The sequence below is a fragment of the Mulberry dwarf phytoplasma genome (assembly GCF_056504655.1).
This window is the reverse complement of sequence record NZ_CM151418.1, coordinates 560060-577322: the sequence shown is the minus strand read 5'-3', so window position 1 is coordinate 577322 and position 17263 is coordinate 560060. Positions and strand designations below refer to the sequence as shown.

At 30.4% G+C, this 17263-nt stretch carries 17 protein-coding genes and 5 tRNA genes; 20 read left to right on the top strand and 2 right to left on the bottom strand.

Translation table 11 applies throughout. The features are described from left to right. Positions 1 to 272: 272 nt before the first annotated feature. Together ltrA and JAHGCCOI_RS02880 are read left to right on the top strand one after the other, a co-directional pair. A complete protein-coding gene (gene ltrA, locus JAHGCCOI_RS02885; protein ID WP_479492257.1) occupies positions 273 to 2030 on the top strand; it encodes a group II intron reverse transcriptase/maturase in 1758 nt (585 codons plus the stop codon). Between the two features lie 333 nt (positions 2031 to 2363). Then, positions 2364 to 2576, top strand: a complete 213-nt coding sequence (locus tag JAHGCCOI_RS02880) for a hypothetical protein (RefSeq protein ID WP_212508947.1) — start codon at positions 2364 to 2366, stop codon at positions 2574 to 2576. A gap of 12 nt (positions 2577 to 2588) precedes the next feature. On the opposite strand, the gene JAHGCCOI_RS02875 is transcribed toward JAHGCCOI_RS02880, so the two are convergent. Further along, positions 2589 to 3527, bottom strand: coding sequence for a hypothetical protein (locus JAHGCCOI_RS02875; RefSeq protein WP_479491936.1), 939 nt, complete (start codon positions 3525 to 3527; stop codon positions 2589 to 2591). 328 nt (positions 3528 to 3855) lie between these two features. Between JAHGCCOI_RS02875 and trhA the strand changes: the two genes are divergently transcribed. The 9 genes from trhA to JAHGCCOI_RS02830 all read left to right on the top strand — a co-directional run bounded on the left by trhA (position 3856) and on the right by JAHGCCOI_RS02830 (position 8242). Continuing rightward, positions 3856 to 4548, top strand: coding sequence for a PAQR family membrane homeostasis protein TrhA (gene trhA / locus JAHGCCOI_RS02870; RefSeq protein ID WP_479491935.1), 693 nt, complete (start codon positions 3856 to 3858; stop codon positions 4546 to 4548). Positions 4549 to 4786: 238 nt separating this feature from the next. Next, the gene (locus JAHGCCOI_RS02865) at positions 4787 to 6019 is read left to right on the top strand and encodes an acetate kinase (RefSeq protein ID WP_227807317.1); all 1233 of its coding nucleotides are present in this window, start codon (positions 4787 to 4789) and stop codon (positions 6017 to 6019) included. A gap of 46 nt (positions 6020 to 6065) precedes the next feature. Beyond that, positions 6066 to 6153 (top strand) — tRNA-Ser (locus JAHGCCOI_RS02860). 439 nt (positions 6154 to 6592) lie between these two features. Then, positions 6593 to 6668 (top strand) — tRNA-His (locus JAHGCCOI_RS02855). An 85-nt stretch (positions 6669 to 6753) separates the two neighbouring features. After that, positions 6754 to 6828 (top strand) — tRNA-Gln (locus JAHGCCOI_RS02850). Positions 6829 to 6878: 50 nt separating this feature from the next. Beyond that, a tRNA-Leu gene (locus JAHGCCOI_RS02845) sits at positions 6879 to 6960 on the top strand. A 20-nt stretch (positions 6961 to 6980) separates the two neighbouring features. Further along, a tRNA-Trp gene (locus JAHGCCOI_RS02840) sits at positions 6981 to 7055 on the top strand. 342 nt (positions 7056 to 7397) lie between these two features. Then, positions 7398 to 8087: a hypothetical protein gene (locus JAHGCCOI_RS02835; protein WP_479491934.1), complete on the top strand. Its 690-nt coding sequence runs from the start codon at positions 7398 to 7400 to the stop codon at positions 8085 to 8087. Positions 8088 to 8101: 14 nt separating this feature from the next. Then, complete coding sequence (locus tag JAHGCCOI_RS02830) at positions 8102 to 8242, top strand: hypothetical protein (RefSeq protein ID WP_479491933.1); 141 nt, start codon at positions 8102 to 8104, stop codon at positions 8240 to 8242. Here the strand turns inward: JAHGCCOI_RS02830 and JAHGCCOI_RS02825 are convergent. Then, positions 8239 to 8964, bottom strand: a complete 726-nt coding sequence (locus JAHGCCOI_RS02825; protein ID WP_479491932.1) for a DUF2963 domain-containing protein — start codon at positions 8962 to 8964, stop codon at positions 8239 to 8241. The two genes, JAHGCCOI_RS02830 and JAHGCCOI_RS02825, sit on opposite strands and share 4 nt — an antisense overlap. Positions 8965 to 9242: 278 nt before the next feature. On the opposite strand from JAHGCCOI_RS02825, the gene JAHGCCOI_RS02820 reads away from it, so the two are divergent. From JAHGCCOI_RS02820 to tpiA, 9 genes are all read left to right on the top strand, one after another. Beyond that, a complete protein-coding gene (locus JAHGCCOI_RS02820) occupies positions 9243 to 10016 on the top strand; it encodes a S26 family signal peptidase (RefSeq protein WP_227807321.1) in 774 nt (257 codons plus the stop codon). A gap of 81 nt (positions 10017 to 10097) precedes the next feature. Further along, positions 10098 to 10739 (top strand): uracil-DNA glycosylase, encoded by a 642-nt coding sequence (locus JAHGCCOI_RS02815; RefSeq protein ID WP_227807322.1) that lies wholly within the window; start codon positions 10098 to 10100, stop codon positions 10737 to 10739. 217 nt (positions 10740 to 10956) lie between these two features. Then, positions 10957 to 11409: a dUTP diphosphatase gene (gene dut, locus JAHGCCOI_RS02810; RefSeq protein WP_227807323.1), complete on the top strand. Its 453-nt coding sequence runs from the start codon at positions 10957 to 10959 to the stop codon at positions 11407 to 11409. 601 nt (positions 11410 to 12010) lie between these two features. Beyond that, complete coding sequence (gene rpsB / locus JAHGCCOI_RS02805) at positions 12011 to 12826, top strand: 30S ribosomal protein S2 (protein WP_227807324.1); 816 nt, start codon at positions 12011 to 12013, stop codon at positions 12824 to 12826. Between the two features lie 101 nt (positions 12827 to 12927). Continuing rightward, positions 12928 to 13752, top strand: a complete 825-nt coding sequence (gene tsf, locus JAHGCCOI_RS02800; protein WP_212508939.1) for a translation elongation factor Ts — start codon at positions 12928 to 12930, stop codon at positions 13750 to 13752. Positions 13753 to 13841: 89 nt separating this feature from the next. After that, positions 13842 to 14567, top strand: coding sequence for a UMP kinase (gene pyrH / locus JAHGCCOI_RS02795; RefSeq protein ID WP_212508938.1), 726 nt, complete (start codon positions 13842 to 13844; stop codon positions 14565 to 14567). 2 nt (positions 14568 to 14569) lie between these two features. After that, the gene (frr, locus tag JAHGCCOI_RS02790) at positions 14570 to 15124 is read left to right on the top strand and encodes a ribosome recycling factor (protein WP_479491930.1); all 555 of its coding nucleotides are present in this window, start codon (positions 14570 to 14572) and stop codon (positions 15122 to 15124) included. A gap of 72 nt (positions 15125 to 15196) precedes the next feature. Then, the gene (locus JAHGCCOI_RS02785; protein ID WP_479491929.1) at positions 15197 to 16114 is read left to right on the top strand and encodes a phosphatidate cytidylyltransferase; all 918 of its coding nucleotides are present in this window, start codon (positions 15197 to 15199) and stop codon (positions 16112 to 16114) included. Positions 16115 to 16376: 262 nt separating this feature from the next. Next, on the top strand, positions 16377 to 17201 hold the full coding sequence (tpiA, locus tag JAHGCCOI_RS02780) for a triose-phosphate isomerase (RefSeq protein WP_479491928.1): 825 nt from the start codon (positions 16377 to 16379) through the stop codon (positions 17199 to 17201). The last annotated feature ends 62 nt before the right edge of the window (positions 17202 to 17263 follow it).

Sequence of the window (17263 nt, the reverse complement as noted above, 5' to 3'; positions counted from 1 at the left end):
CTAGCCACAAGCTTTAACAACGAAAGCGAACCTAAAACTATCAGGCATAATTATGTCAGAAATTTGAGAATCCTAAAAGCTATACCAAACAAAGGGAATTGAAAAGCCTTTGGGCTCAAGGATAAAGAGGCTTTTAGTAGTCGGAGGAATTAAAACTTGGTTTGGAATAACCAAGATAATTGCCCTCACACGGAGCCTAAGAAAGCTAGGTACAAGGCGAAGAAGTTAGATTCACAGGATTATTCAATTCGGGAGAAAGGAGGTTGATGCAAATGCAACCAACTGAAGCAGATAAAGCTTCTAAGCTTTCAAACTTACTGACAAAAATTCAGACAAAATCATTAAACAAGTTAACCTTGAAAAAGGAACTGCAACAAGGAATGAATTCCCTGGATAACATCACATTTGCCTTCAACAAGATTGCGGGGAATGACGGTGCAGGAACGCATGGGACGGACGGTCAAACGATTGATGGTAAAGATTTGAAATACCTAGTTGGACTAAAAGAGAAATACAGAACTAACCAGTACCAACCCAAGCCCCTCAGGAGAGTTTATATCCCCAAGCCTAACGGAGACAAAAGACCGTTAGGTATCCCCACAATTGATGATAGAATAATCCAACAGACAATGTACCAACTACTCAATCCATTTTATGAAGTAAAATTCTCAAAATGGAGTTATGGATTTAGACCTAACAAATCACCACATGATGCAATTAAACGCGTTAAGGAGAGATTCAAAGGAATAAAATGGCTGATTAAAATTGATATCAAAGGTTTCTTTGACACAATCAATCATGACATATTGTTAAAACTTCTCAGCAAAGACATCCGTAAAGCCAAAACCCTCAAAACCATAAAACAATGGTTGGAGGCAGGCATAATGGATAACTGGGCGTTTCAAAAGACCTTTTCGGGCACCCCCCAAGGGGGAATTATATCTCCTTTATTAGCTAACATTTATCTTCATGAGATTGATGGAAAAATGGAAAAATTAATAGAACAAGGAATACCAAAAAGGAAGGCCAATCCTAAATATGGAAAAATACGTCATTTAGGACTTGCAAGAAAAGCCGAAATAGCGAGCAGAATTAACATAAATCCAAACATTAGAGTAGAATATATTCGATACGCGGACGACTTCATCATAGGGTGTACGGGAACAAGCGAACAGGCCAGAGAACTACAACAAAAAGTGGTATCTTGGTTGGTACAAGATTTGGGGTTGTCAATATCCTACGACAAATCCAAAATTGTACCCGCACACAAAGGAATAAAATTTCTTTCCTATATAATCAGAGTCAATCCAATAGCATCGGCTAGAAATAAATCCACAAGGAAAACGCTTAACGGAAAAACCGATATCGTTATTCTAAAGGATGAAATAGATAAAAGAGGCCAAAAATGGATGGTGACCTCTGAGAGGAAGAGAAAGATTATACATGATAAACAGCTCCATTATAGGGACGAATTAGAAATAATTCGGACTTATAAGGGAGTGGTTGAGGGTATAATCAGATACTTCGCATATGGAAGAAATCTAAGTCAATTAACAAAGTTGGCTTATGTTGCAGAATATTCATGTTTAAAGACAATAGCGGGGAAACATAGAACTTCCATCGCTAGGGTCCGCAGGAAGCTGAGCCAAGGACATGGGACTTGGGGTGTCAAATACAGGATAAAAACAAAACCAAGATGTGAAACCTGGCCGAAGTACACCTGGGATAGGATTAAACGGATGAGAAGATATAAGGATTTTAACCCTGATATCATTCCAAATCCAAATAACCTCTTAGGCCGCACACATCTCACAGACCGTCTCAAAGCGGAAAAATGTGAAAGGTGCCAAAGGACTGACGGTAAGTTGGAAATACATCACACTAAGACGGTGCGAAATCGCAACTGGCAGAGTGTGATGAATAAATCAACGATGGTATTGTGTAAACAGTGCCATAGAAGGAAAACCAACGAACAAATTAAAAGCTTTAAAAATGAAAATAAACGTCTGAATAATCAATCAACTAAATAGTGATATTTAGAAGACCCTAGAAATAGGCTGTGAATGGGAAAGCCGTATGCTTGGAAACTTGCTTGTACGGTTTGGAGCGGGGCTGCACGTAAATAACCAACACGCGTGTAATCTATCGCTATAAAAAAGTTATTTTAAAAGTTGTATAATATCTTTATAAAGGTAAAAAAGAAAACCAAATATGGTAAAGATAAAATCAAGCCAAAATTTATGTCTAAAAGATTAAAATAAAAGCTGAAATGCAAAAACGGCATTAAAAAAATAACTTATATTATTTTATTTGATGAACTAAAAATAATTTATTAATAAAAATAAAACGAAAAGGCGATATTCATGTTAAAAAGACAAGCTAAAGAACAAAAAATTAGAAGAATGTTGAAAAAAGTTAATATTGATAAATTAAAAATTGTGATTTTGAAAAATTGTAGTAAAAAAACTCATTTTGAAGTTAAAAATCAGATTCTTTTTGTCAATCCTCAAGTGAAAGTTATTGTAGAACAAGTTTTGGAAGAATTGAGGAAAAAAATGGATTTGAAAAATAATTAGTCATTTACCAAATTATATATTTAATTTATCAGATTCATTTATAATTTCTAATATAGTTGTTTTTATAAGATTTTCTAATTCTTGCATATCTTTTTGAAATATGGTAGTTATATTACCATTTTGAGCTATTTTTTGAATTATTTTTTGGAGAGTTTGGAATTTGTTTCTTAACTCCATTAAATTAAAAGATTGTTTTCTTAATTGTTTTATTAAAATATTTTGTTCTGGATTAGATTCAAGTTTGGCATTTGCATTAGCCATCAAATTTTGTTTTATAAAATCTTTAATGTCTGTGATTTTGAGTTTGCCTGCATTCATATCAATTATAATTTTATTTTTTTCAAGCAAGCTTAGTTGATTTTTTAATATTTGATCTATATCATTATTAATATAGGTTTGTATTTTATCCAAAATATTTGTTGCTGTTTGTTGCCATTTATTTGTGTTATGCAATAATTGGTCTTTTAAAACTAATATAAGTTCGGTATTTGGTTTTTCTTTTTTCCAAAAAATATGCATTTTATTGTTTTGATTTTGATTTAAGGCATCTAAAAGATTATTTTGGGTTTGGTATGATTTCATTTTTTCATCATTAAAGTTTAAAAAAATAGCAAAAATTTTGTGTTGGATAGCATCAGTAATTTTTTGATTTGCATTACTTTTAGAAAGCATATGATAATTATAAGCAAAAACTTCTTGGTTCCAATCAGGGTTTATTTTTCTAAATTCGGTTTTTAAATTTTCTAAATTAGGATTGAGACCTAAATAATGTTCAATAATGTTTGTCTTGGTATCGGGTTTGATTTCAGGAAGGATGTGGGTTAATTTTGCATTAGGAACAGATTTATTTTTTTGTTTAATAAAAATAATTGCAGATAACAAAATTATTAGTGCGATAATAAATGTGATAATTATTAAATACTTGTAGTATTTAGTTTGAATAGATTTCATGAAAAATAACAAAATCCTTTCTATGGAAAACTAGTTTCCTTAAATATTATACTATTATTGACTGACTATACATTATTATATTTGGAAATGTTGAAAAATTCATATTTTATCTTTTGTCAATTTACAAATTTAGTTTAGCAACTACTTTTATGTGGTAAAATATATAAGAATTAGTTTTTATTACAACTTAATCTAATTTATAAATTATTTAATAAAGTTAATTATTATTTTTAAATGTTTCCTTATTTTCCTTATAACTTATTTAATTTCTAAACTTTTTATAATCTCAGTAATTGCTACATATTCCAAGCAAGAAGGGAGTTTTATTGTGAAATGGGCTACTAAACCAAGTGATAAACAAACTTTGGGCGAAGAAATTGCCAATGCCATTTCCCATGGTTTAATGATTCCTTTAGGAGTTTTTATTCTTGTTTGTTTTTGTCTTAAAGCCTCTGTAATGTCAAATCCTAACGGTTATATTGTACTTGTTTTTAGCATATCGATGATTATTCTTTATTTGATGAGTACTTTGTATCATTCTTTATCCTTTACCAAAGCTCATAATTTTTTTCAAAAGACCGATCACATTAGTATTTATTTATTAATTTGGGGAACTTTTGCCCCTATTTTGTTACTTTTGCCAGAATTGCAAAAACCCTTATTTCCTCAATCAAATGTGCCAATTTCCAAAGGACAATGCTTTTTTGTTTGCCAATGTATTTTGGCTTTTTCAGGTATTATATGTAAAGTTTTTTGGATGAATAAAGGGAAAATCATTCATTTAATCTTTTATGCTTTGCTTGGATGGAGTGGGCTTTTGTTAGTGCCTGCAATGTGGAAAGTCAATATTTTTCATTTTGTTTTACTGGGCGGTGTTTTTTACAGTTTAGGCATCTATTTTTATGTTAAAGATAATAAAAAATATTTTCATTTTATTTGGCATCTTTTTGTTATGGCAGGAACTTGTTTTCATGCTTGGGGCATATATCGTTTGCTTGAAATTTTGCCAAACAATCAATAACAAATTGAAAAATTTCCAACAATACAAAGAAATCAAACTTGCAAACAAATAATTACAAACCCAAAAATAATTCCACTCATTAAAAGAAATTATTAATTAAAAATAAAAATAAATCAAATAACAAATAATTAAAATCCCAATCCCAAACTCAACCCAAAAAAATTAAGTCAAACAACAATTAAAATTAATATACAAACAACAAATAAATTATTACACATCAAAAAACGGAGAAAAATATATGAAAATTATGTCGGTAAATTCTGGTAGTTCTTCTTTAAAATTTCAATTATTAGAAATGCCACAACAAGAAGTAATTGTTTCAGGTTTAGTTGAAAGAATCGGTAGCAATCAGGCTGTTTTTACAATGAAGACCAAAGACAAAAAAGACAAACAAGTATTAGAAGTGCTAAATCATCAAACAGCAGTAGAGTTATTGCTAGATGCTTTGATTCAAAAAAAAGTTATTAATACTTTGGAAGAAATCGAAGGGATAGGGCACCGCGTAGTTCAAGGTGGAGAAATATTTAGCGATTCTGCTGTTTTAACTGAAAAAACTCTTGCTCAAATTGAAAGTTTATGCGACCTAGCTCCCTTACATAATCCTGCAAACATCATAAGTATTAAAGCTTTTCAAAAAGTACTTCCCCAAGTTTTTCAAGTAGCTGTTTTTGATACTACTTTTCATCAAAGTATGCCCGCAGTTAATTTTTTATACGCCACTCCTTATTACTGGTACCAAAAATACCAAATTAGAAAATACGGAGCTCATGGTACATCTTATAAATACATAACTGAGCAAATGCAACAAATTTTGGGTAAAAAAAACGCCAAAATCATTATTTGTCATGCTGGCAACGGCGTTTCTTTATGTGCAGTTGATTCTGGTAAATCAGTTGATACTTCTATGGGTTTTACTCCGTTAGAAGGGGTTCCTATGGGAACTCGTAGTGGCAATATTGATCCTGCAGTAGTGAAATTTATAGCTGAAAAAGAAAACAAAACTGTTGCTTGTGTTATCGATGATTTGAATAAAAAATCAGGTTATTTAGGAGTATCAGGTATTTCTAATGACACTCGTGATATTTTGGCAAGCATTAAAGAAGGCAACCAGCAAGCCATTTTGTCACACGACATCCAAGTTAAGCGTATAGTTGATTATATTGCTAGTTATTACGTATTATTAAAAGGCGTTGATGCTTTAGTATTTACAGCTGGTATTGGCGAAAATTCTTCTTTTTTCCGTTCTGAAATTATTAAACGTTTATCAGTTTTAGGAATTAAGTTAGACGAAGAAAAAAACAAAGTTCAAGGCAAACAAGAACTTATTACAACTTTTGATTCTGCAATCAAAGCTTTTGTTGTTCCTACCAATGAAGAACTTGCTATTGCTCAAGATGTTTTGCGTTTACAACAAAATCAAACTAATCAAGATAAAGACGATCAGCAAGAATGTTTTTGCTGTTGCGGCTAATAATTAAATCACAAACCCAATCACTTTTATAGTTTTTGGGCTTTTTGGAGGAATACTCAAGTGGCCGAAGAGGCACGCTTGGAAAGCGTGTAGATCCAAAAGATGCGAGGGTTCGAATCCCTCTTCCTCCGCCAACTAAAATTAGCTATTTTTTGTTAGTTTGCAAAGTCAGTTTCATTTTGATAAAAATAATTTCCATAATTTCGTCGCTCATATTATTTTTTTAAGAACTTGTTTTTTAAGAATTTGTTTTTTAAGGGCTTGTTGTTGGGAAATGTTTTGGTAATTTGTTTTTTTTGCATTTGTTTTTTGCGTTTTTTTTGCATTTGTTTTTGGAACTTTTTATACTTATCTTTTTTTCTTTTGAGGTTTTTGGAATGCACATTTTTTATCTCAATTTATTCCCTCAAATCTTTTTTAAACATCGACACCAAAAATATTGACTGCAAAAAACTTATAAAAACACTCAATTATCATTCAAAAAACAACCCACCTAACTTTTTTACTTTACAAATTAACAAAATCAAGGTATAATATTCTATGTTATGGAATTTTAATTATTAAAATTATTTGGCGGTTATGGCGAAGTGGTTAACGCGGCGGCTTGTGGCGCCGATATGCGTGGGTTCGATTCCCACTAGCCGCCCCAGAATATATTTCACAAAATATAAAAATACAAAAATTATTATAAACATTATTTAATAATAAAATATCCAGATTATAAAGTTATATTGAGGCCCATAGCCAAGTGGTAAGGCAACGGACTTTGACTCCGTGATTCGTTGGTTCAAATCCAGCTGGGTCTGCCATTTTATAAGTGTTTATGAGTGATTAACGAACGAAAATAACAAAGGTAAACGCGGGTGTGGCGGAATGGAAGACGCACTAGACTTAGGATCTAGCGCTTAGGCGTGCAGGTTCAAATCCTGTCACCCGTACCATGCAACCTACTTGTAAATGAAGGGATATGATGTCAATGGTAGCATAACGGTCTCCAAAACCGCTCGTTCGGGTTCGAATCCTGATATCCCTGCCAAAAAAATTACCCCAATAAAAATATTTTAATAAAATAAAAAAACAATTAATTTTTTTGACAATCATTTTTTTGCTTTATTAAGATATTTTAAAACGCATTTTTTAATCATTTTGCTCTTAAAATCTAAAAAAACCTTATTTATCTTTTTCAAACTACCCAAAAAAACAACTTTATCTTAAAAAACCACCAAAATCCATTGACAATTGTTTCTTTTTTTGATTAAATAAAGGTGTAGATATAAAGTTTTATGATAAAATAAATATAAGCTATATTTAAGTTTTTATAAAGCTAGCAAATAAAGTATAAAACTTTTACAAACGCTTTTATTAGGAGGTTGGTTTTTTGAGATTTGAAGAATTGGTAACTTGGGTTTCCAATAATCCTTGGATTTTGGTTGTTGGCGCTGTTTTGTTCCCTGTATTGATATTTCTTTTAGTAAAATTAGTGATTAAAACGCTAATTTTCATTTATGTTGTTAATTTTCGTATTGCAGCTTTTTTTAGTCCTTCCAAACCGTCTAAAGAGAGCAAAAACAACGACAATAAAAACGAACAACCTCAAATTCCCAATGTTTTGATTAATAACAAAGACTTTGATTCTAATTGTTTAATTAATTTAAAATTAATGGAGATGATGGACAAAAAAGATAACAACCGTTCGCAAACCGATCTTTTAGAATTAAAGCATAAAATGCTTGAAACTTATTTTAATCAAAAGATCTTTGAATTAGAAATGAAACAAAAAATTAAAGAATTAGAAGAAAAACAACAGCAATCCAAAGCTGATACCATTCCTAATAATGCCCAAACTTTTAACTCACAAAAGAATTTTTGGGATGAAATCCCAGAAACTTTAAAACAAGTTTTAGAAAAATTAAATAACATCGAAGAAATGCAGTTCGAAATTTTACAAGATTACACTAAAAAAACTTATTACAGTTCTGATGATAGAGTTTTGTACGTTCATCCAGAAGACTTTTTGCACATCAATAAAGCTTTAGGACATAAAAAACAACAACAATTAAAAAATTAAATAAAAATATTAGGATGAAAGTATGTAAAAGCCCCTTTTTGCATGCTTTTTCTTTTTATCATTATGAAAAAACTATCTTTTTTAAACTAGTTTTGATTTTGCCTGTAAACAGATTACCTGATTTTTCCTTGCAACATCTTTCCAAACAATTCTAATTACCATTATTTTTTATGACATCACCACTATTAGGATCATAATTATAAACCTCTTTATCATCATTTTTGCTTTGATATTTGTATTTTACACGCCAAATTCTTATTTCTGTTTTGGGGTCATATTTATTTATATAATCAATATTTCCATTAGGGAAATATTTTGTATGTTTGATTTTATTTTGGGTTTGAGGATCATATTCTAAAACATATTCTACTTTGCCATTTTTACTATTATGGTGAGTTTCTTTTATAACATTTCCGCTTTTAGCATCATATTCATACATATATAAAATATTTGATTTGTTTTCTGCAAAACTTATTTCTTTAATTAATTTTTGCGTATGCGGATCGTATTCTTTAATATCTAAGATATTTCTGTCATTTTCAAAGACAGTATGTTTCATTTTATTGGCAGTTTGCAAATCATATTCTATGATATACCAAACACACTTTTCATCACCATTAAACGCTGTGAGTTTAATTTTTTTATTTGTTTTGCTATCATAATCCAAAATATGGTCAATGTTTCCATCCATGTTATAGATTTTTTCTTGAATAACATCCACATTATGATTAGGTTTGCTTTTTGTTGGGCTTATATTATCAATACTAATTATATTATCAATATTGTCAAAAGATTTAAAAATTAGCACCACTAACAACAATAATGTAAAAGTAGTTGTAATAGTTGCGAACCTAGTTCTTAATTTTATAATTTTCATATTTTTTAATTTATTATTGGGAAATTCTTAGATGTAATTTAATTTATCTTTCATTTAATTTATTTATTGTGAGATTAAGCATTTTTATAATACTTTAGATTATATGGTATTTTCAATAATATTATAACATTTATTTTATAATAATAATATTTTTTTAGCACTTATAATTGATTCATCAAAAAAAAATCTTGTTCTATGCTATAATTAATTTGTATAGTTGAAAATAATTCATAGTTAATAAATAAAAAAGGAAACAATGATTATTATGGTAATTATTTATGTTCAAAAATAAAACAAAAACTCCGCCACAAAGTCAAAAAACCAAATCTATCCTTTTAATTTTAAAAAAAAGTATGATTATTATTTTAGATTTTTTTCTAATCTATCTCTTTATTGCTTCTTTGGGGAATGCTTTTTTTCCTAAATATTCAGCCAAATATCTAGGCATTGCTGCTTTTCCTGTGGCTTCTGGTAGTATGGAACCTTTTTTACAAGGTCCTAAAAATGAGGATTCAGGACAAATAGGGGATTTAGTTTTTATTAGAGGTGTTTGGGACGCTTCCAAACTTATGCCTGTTGGTGCTGTTGATGGGAAACAAATCACCAAAAATCCTGCAACCAAACCTTATAAAGTAGGCACAACTCATCCAAAAAACGGCGATGTTGTAATTTTTGAAAACCCTAATTATAATAATCCTAATGTTTCTGAACAAGAAAGACAAGCAGCCCAAAAACATCGTTTTATTATTCATAGAGTCGTTTATAATGATTCAAAAAACGAATTAATTGGCACTTGGGGTGATGCAAATGATACCCAACACAAATACGAACAAAAAATTCCTTATAACAAAATTGTAGGCAAATATGTTTGTAAAGACCGTTATATTTTTCCATCCATCAAAAATTTCTTTTCTGATCTGTTTGCTTATATTGGTTCTTTCTTTGCTTTTTTATTCGAAAATCCCTTATATTTGTTTTTAATAATCGTTTATTTAATGATTATGGCGTATCTCTTATATTCCTTAATTAAAGAATTAAAAGCAGCCAAATAATTACAAAAATGCAATCAAATAACACCAAATTACAAAATAATACAACAATTTTACAATAACAAACCAAAAGGTAAACAATTAATGTGGCAACAAATTATTAATAATCAAAAAACTAAACCTTATTTTAAAAAAATATTTACTTTTTTGCAAGAAGAAAAAACCAATCACAAAATTATTTATCCCAATCAAGAAGATATTTTTGCAGCTTTTAATTTAACTCCTTTTGAAAAAGTAAAAGTAGTTATTTTGGGGCAAGATCCTTATCATGGCAAAAATCAAGCTCACGGGTTGTCTTTTAGTGTAAAAACCTTCCAAAAACCACCTAGTTTATCCAATATTTTTAAAGAATTACAAAATGATTTACAAATTACTGCTCGCACCAATAATTTAACTAAATGGGCGCTAGAAGGCGTTTTGATGATTAATGCTATTTTGACTGTTGAAAAAGATAAACCTTTAAGTCACCATCAAATTGGTTGGCAAGAATTTACCAAAACTATTTTTCAAGCTTTGCAAGCTAAACCAAATATAGTCTATATTTTGTGGGGAAAATTTGCTCAAACCTACGAACAATATATTTGTCAATCCCAAAATTGCATAATTAAAAGCCCCCATCCTTCCCCTTTTTCCGCTCATAGAGGCTTTTTTGGAACTAAACCTTTTTCTCGTGCTAATACTTATTTACAAACTTGTGGAATTAAAGTTGTTGATTGGAATCTTTAACTTTTTTATAATATTTTTAATTTTATAATATTTTTAATTTTATAATATTTTTAATTTTATAATATTTAAACCTATTTTGTTGAAAATTTTTATTTTTGCCACCTTTTGAATTATTTTTTGTCTCTCGTTTTGTATTATTTTTATTTTGTGATTTTCATTTATTAATTTAAAAGTAAAATTACTAACTACCCCAAAAGAAAGCCAAGGTTTCATTTTTATGAATAAAACAAACCGTTTTTTTGAAAAAGTAAGCAGTTATCAAAATCAAGGAATCAACCTTCCCCAACGTCAAACCAAATTCAGCGCTGGTTATGATTTTGAAGCAGCCCAAAGCATGGAAATCCCACCGCAAACAGTCATTTTGGTTCCCACAGGAATTAAAGCATCTTTTCCTTGGAACGAAGTTTTATTAATTTATGTAAGGTCTTCTTTGCCCTTGAAAAAACAACTAACCCTTGCCAACGGCGTGGGAGTAGTCGATAGTGATTATTATAATAATTTGCAAAATGAAGGTCATATTTTTATTGCCTTGTATAATTTTTCTAAAAACCCAGTTCAAGTTTGTAAAGGCGAAAGAATTGCACAAGGAATTTTTCAACCCTTTTTTCAAATTACCCAACAAAAAGAAAATAATTTTGCCAGAAAAGGCGGTTTTGGTAGCACAAAGTAACAAAATTGTATCCAAATCAACAAAAACATTGTTAAATGGTTTTAAATATGGTAAAATATGTTAGGAAAAAAGTTATTTATTTTTATTTTTATTATTTCAAAAACATTTTATTGTTTGTTCTTTGTTCTTGGTTTTTAATGCATTTGTTTGTTTGTTGCCGTTTTTGCTACTAGGAAAATCATTTTGCCCGTCAATTTTGATTATTTAATTATTTTTTTAATTGTTATATTTGTGATTTATAAATTTATAATTATCAAATAATTATTAAAACGCCATTTTCCTTCCCCAAACAAACTTGCAAAAAAGCTTTTATTTAATTATAAGGGATGTATAAATGCATTGCTCAAACATTTTTGACACAATTAAAAAATTTAGCAATTTAGCAATTTAGCACAATATTTGCAAATAGAAATAAAAACTTGATGATGCATCATCATTTTGGATCAATTTTGATACACAATTCACAATTAAAAAATGTATTAAATAGTTAAAATGCAAAAGCCCAAACACAAACAAAATTATCATTTATTTATTTTTTATCATAATTTAACACAATATTTCAAAAAATATCAATTAAAATAAAAAGGAGTTTTTAATAACAATGGCAGTAGTTACAACAAAACAATTATTAGAATCAGGAGTATATTTTGGTCATGCCACTCGCAAATGGAATCCCAAAATGAAACCCTACATTTTTACTTCTAGAAATGGCATTCACATCATCAACTTGAAAAAAACCTCAGAAGAAATTGAAAAAGCTTATCAAGAATTGCTAAACATCATTACTTCAGGCGGCAAAGCTTTATTTTTAGGCACTAAAAAACAAATTCAATCAGCGATTAGAGAAGAAGCGCAACGTTCACAACAATACTACGTGGATCATCGTTGGTTAGGTGGCACATTAACTAATTTCAAAACTATTTTAAAAAGAATCGAATTACTTCATTTGCTCCACAAACAAGAAGAAGAAGGACTTTGGAAAAAACTTCCTAAAAAAGAAGTAGTGCAATTAAAGCGTAAAAGAGACAAATTAGAAAAATTCTTAGGCGGCATCAAAGACATGAAAGACTTGCCTCAAGCTATTTTTGTTGTTGACCCAGAAAAAGAAAGCATCGCAGTTGCCGAAGCGCGCAAATTAGGAATCAAAGTTTTTGGAATTGTAGACACTAACTGCGACCCTGATTTAGTAGACTACATTATTCCTGCTAATGACGACGCTATTAGAGGAGTGAAATTAATTATTTGGTTAATGGCTAATGCTTGTGTTGAAGGCACTGGTGGCGTTGCTGAAAAAGCAGAAACTTTTGATGCTAAAAACCCATTAAAACCTCGAAATTACAATACCCCTAACAAACGTCCTTACCAAGATTCACCAAGAAAACCATCTTACCAAAATCAAAATCAAAACCAAATATAATTAAACTTTTTTTGGTCCTTAACTAACCAATACGCAATTTTTATTTTTACAATTTATAATTAAAAGTAATTAAATCATTAAAATTTAGAATGGAGCAACAAATGAAAATTACAGCCGAAATGATTAAGGATTTACGTCAAAAAACGCATGCTGGAATGAAGGAATGTCACAAAGCTTTACAACAAACTGAAGGCAACATCGAAAAAGCCATCGTGTTTTTAAGAGAAAAAGGCATCATTAAAGCAGCTCAAAAACAAGGACGTGCAACTTCTGAAGGCATAACTAATATTGTTTTTGCTGGCAATAACGCTTTTTTATATGAAATCAATTCTGAGACTGATTTTGTTTCCAAAAACGAACATTTTCAACAATTAGTAAAAGTGCTTGGAGAAATTATTTTAAAAAACCAATTATCTAACGCCAAAGACCTTTTAGCCTTTAATTACCAAAATAAAACCGTTCAAGAATTATTGTTAGAAAAAACCTCAGTTTTGGGCGAAAACATTACTCTTAAACGTGTTTTAAAAGTTACTAAAAAGCCTCAAGAATCTTTTGGAACTTACAAACACCAAGGCGGACGTATTTCTGTTTTGGTAGTTTTAAAAAACGACTGCCCTTCTGTATCAGAAGACATAGCGATGCATATAGCTGCTTCCAAACCGCAATTTTTAACTCCTGACAAAGTAGATCCTACATTTTTAGCAGAAGAAAAAAAGATTTTACATAAACAAACTGCCAAAGAATTATCCGACAAACCCGCACAAATGATAGAAAAAATTGTTGAAAATCGTTTAGGCAAAATGTTAAAAGACATGTGTTTATCAGAACAACCTTTTGTCAAAAATGCAGATCAAAAAGTAAAAGATTATCTTAAAGCCAACAACACTGATGTAGTTTCTTATGTGCGTTGGGAAATGGGCAACTAATAATTCAAAAATCTTTATTTCATACTTTATTTAACAAACTCAAATTTAGACTCTTTTAAAGATGTTGCAGATGTTTATGAAGAAAGGTTTTGTGGATGCATAAAAAAATTCTTTTAAAATTAAGTGGTGAATCCCTTAAAGGCGAATCTTCATACGGAATTGACCCTCGCACCATTAAAAAAATTGCTTGGGAAATCAAAGAAATCAAAGATTTAGGAGTCAAAATTGCCATCATTGTAGGAGCAGGCAACCTTTGGCGTGGACGCACTGGTGAAGAACTGGGTATGGATCGTTCTCAGGCAGATTATATGGGAATGCTTGGAACTATCATGAATTCTTTAGCTTTGCAAGATGCCTTAGAACAAACAAATACCATCACACGCGTGATGACTGCCTTTCCTGTTTCTTCGGTAGCCGAACCCTATATTCGCCGTAAAGCTATTCGTCATTTGGAAAAAGATAGAGTAGTTATTTTAGGTGCAGGGGCTGGTTCTCCTTACTTTTCCACCGACACTGCTGCTGCCCTAAGAGCTGCTGAACTAAACATTGATGTTATTTTAATGGCTAAAAATAATATTGAAGGTGTTTACAATAAAGATCCCAAAAAACATCAAGATGCCGTTTTAATCAAACACATGAAACACCAACAAATCTTATCTCAAAGACTGGCAGTTATGGATATTACAGCCGCTTCTCTTTGTTTAGAAAATAACATCGATATTTTAATTTTTAATATGTTAAAAAAAGGTAATATCAAAAAAGTTGTACTCAAAGAAGGCAACATAGGTACTGTTATTAGTTCAAAAGGAGAATAAATATGCAACAACTTGCCAAAGATATTCTTGCGTCGTTAGAAACTAAAATGACTCAAGCCCAAGAAGTAATGTTAAAAAACTTTTGCGATATTCGCACTGGAACTGCTAATCCTAATATTTTAGATAAAATTACTGTTAATTATTATGGAGCACCCACTTTTTTAAAAACGTTAGCCTCTATTAGCGTTTCTGAAGGCAACCAACTCAACATCAAACCTTACGATAGCACTTTAATTCCTAATATTAAAAAAGTTCTTTTGTCATCTAATCTAGGAATCACTCCTCAAACTGATGGTGTAGTTGTAAGACTTGTTTTCCCCAAACCAACCGAAGAGAGAAGAAAAGCTTTAATGAAAGAAGTAGAGCAACTAGCAGAAAAGACCAAAGTAGCTATTAGAAACGTGCGTCGCGAAGGCAATGACAAAATCAAAAAAGTGGAACTTACTAAAGATTTAGAAACTTTTTATTTAAATCAAATTCAAACATTAACTGATAAAAACATTAAACTTATTGAAAAACACACCACCACTAAAAACACTGAATTATTAAAAGCTTAAAATGATTTCGTTTTCCAAATACAACAATTTTAGCCAATTTTTACCTTTCGCTTTAAAAAAATGGAGGTTTATATGATAAAAAAGAGAATAATAACAGGGGCCACCTTAGTTTTATTTTCTTTTTTCTTTTATTATTATGCCCCTTTAGAAATCAAATTTGTAGTTTTTGCCCTTTTAGCAATAAAAGCAGTGCAAGAAATATTTTTTATACTCAAACATCCCAAAGATACCCAAAAACAGACCTTTATTAAATTTGGGTTAGTTGCCACTTCTACTTTATTATTTTTTACAGTTGTTTGTTTGATGTTGTATCCAAATATTTGTCAAAATCAAAACTTAATAAAAGACGCAAAACAATTAAACTTTTTATTCCTTAATAAAGACACATTTGTATCCCTCACAAAATCAACTTCCTCGAACCTAAATTTTTTCCTTCTTTTATTCTTGCCTTTTGTGTTAGTTTTAATAATGCTAGTTTTTTTACCTTTTTTGCAAACTAAAGATGTAAGCAAAACCTTTCTTATCACCTTTTATATTGGTTTTTTGATGGCTTGTCTTTTTTCTTTGTTTTTCCTGCATTGGCATTATTTGCTTTTGTTTTTTTTAGCAGTTATGCTCACTGATTCTTCTGCTTTTTTAGCACGTTTCCCGCGTTTTTGCCCCTTTTTAGGGACAAGACCCCTAGCTTTTCACCTAAGTCCTAAAAAAACTCAAAAAGGTGCTATTTTAGGCACTTTTGGCTCTACTATAACAGTTTTGATGGTCTTTTTATTTATTGATTGCAACTCTTGCATTAGTTTCCCCATCTATGCTTTTTTAATTTCTATTATTTCTCAAATTAGCGATTTGTTAGCTTCCAAATTTAAAAGAGATTATGGCATCAAAGACTTTGGAAGTTTCCTTCCAGGTCATGGTGGTTTTTTAGATAGGTTTGATTCTTGGCTTTTGAGTTCTTTTTTTGCTCTCATACTCTTTAATTTACCTTTTTAAACAAATCCAAACTACCATATTTATTTATATTTTTTCAACATTTAATCTTTTTGCCCTTGCCTTGTTATGATATAATTTTATTTGTAAATGTTAATATAAAATAATAACTCTTTTCGCGTTTTTCCTTTCTCTTTATCACAAATTTAAATTCAATATTTTAAAACTTTTTAACAATTTCCATTTCAAAAATATTGATTTAAAAAATTAGTTCAAATTTGTCCACCATCTATTTTTTGTAAAAAAAATATTAAAGGAGTAATTTATGAATTACAAACCAAGAACAAAAGTGATTGCAGGTAATTGGAAAATGTACAAATGCAAAGACGAAGCCCTGGAATTCATCCAAAAAGTAAGCTTGCAAGTTCCTGACCAAACCCAAGTCCAAACTTTAATTTTCCCCCAACTTACCTTATTGGATTCCTTAGCACAACTCCAAGGCACTAATTTACAAGTAGGGGCCCAAAATATGTTTTATGAATCCGAAGGCGCTTTTACTGGCGAAGTTTCACCACAAAATTTGCTTTCATTAGGTGTCAAGCACGTTTTATTAGGACACAGCGAAAGAAGAACTTTTTTTGGAGAAACCGATCAAACAGTTAATCTAAAACTTTTATCAGCTCTCAAACACAAATTAGTTCCTACTGTTTGTGTGGGCGAATCGCTTCTTACCAAGGAAAATAACCAAACCCAAGTGTTTTTAGACCAACAATTAACCAACATTTTTGCAGGTGTTCCAGAAGAAGCATTACAAAACATCATCATCGCTTATGAACCGGTTTGGGCAATTGGTACAGGCAAAAGTGCAACTCCCCAAGATGCTAACAAAGTCATTGAAAAAATCAGAGACAAAGTCACTGCAATTTATTCTTCCCAAGCATCTTGTGCCATGAGAATTATTTATGGCGGTTCAGTGTCTGTTACCAACATTAAAACCATTTTAGAACAACCCGCTATTGATGGCATTTTAGCAGGAAAATCTTCCCTCCAAACTGAGGATTTTTTATTTTTTGCTCAAATAGCAAGCAAACAAGCCTTAGCTTCCACTAAAGATATTTTTGAAAAAAATGATTGTCCTTTTTGCTGTTAATTCCAATTTACAATTAGGAAAATAAGACAAACATTTAGCAAAGGTTTTTATTTTAATTTGCT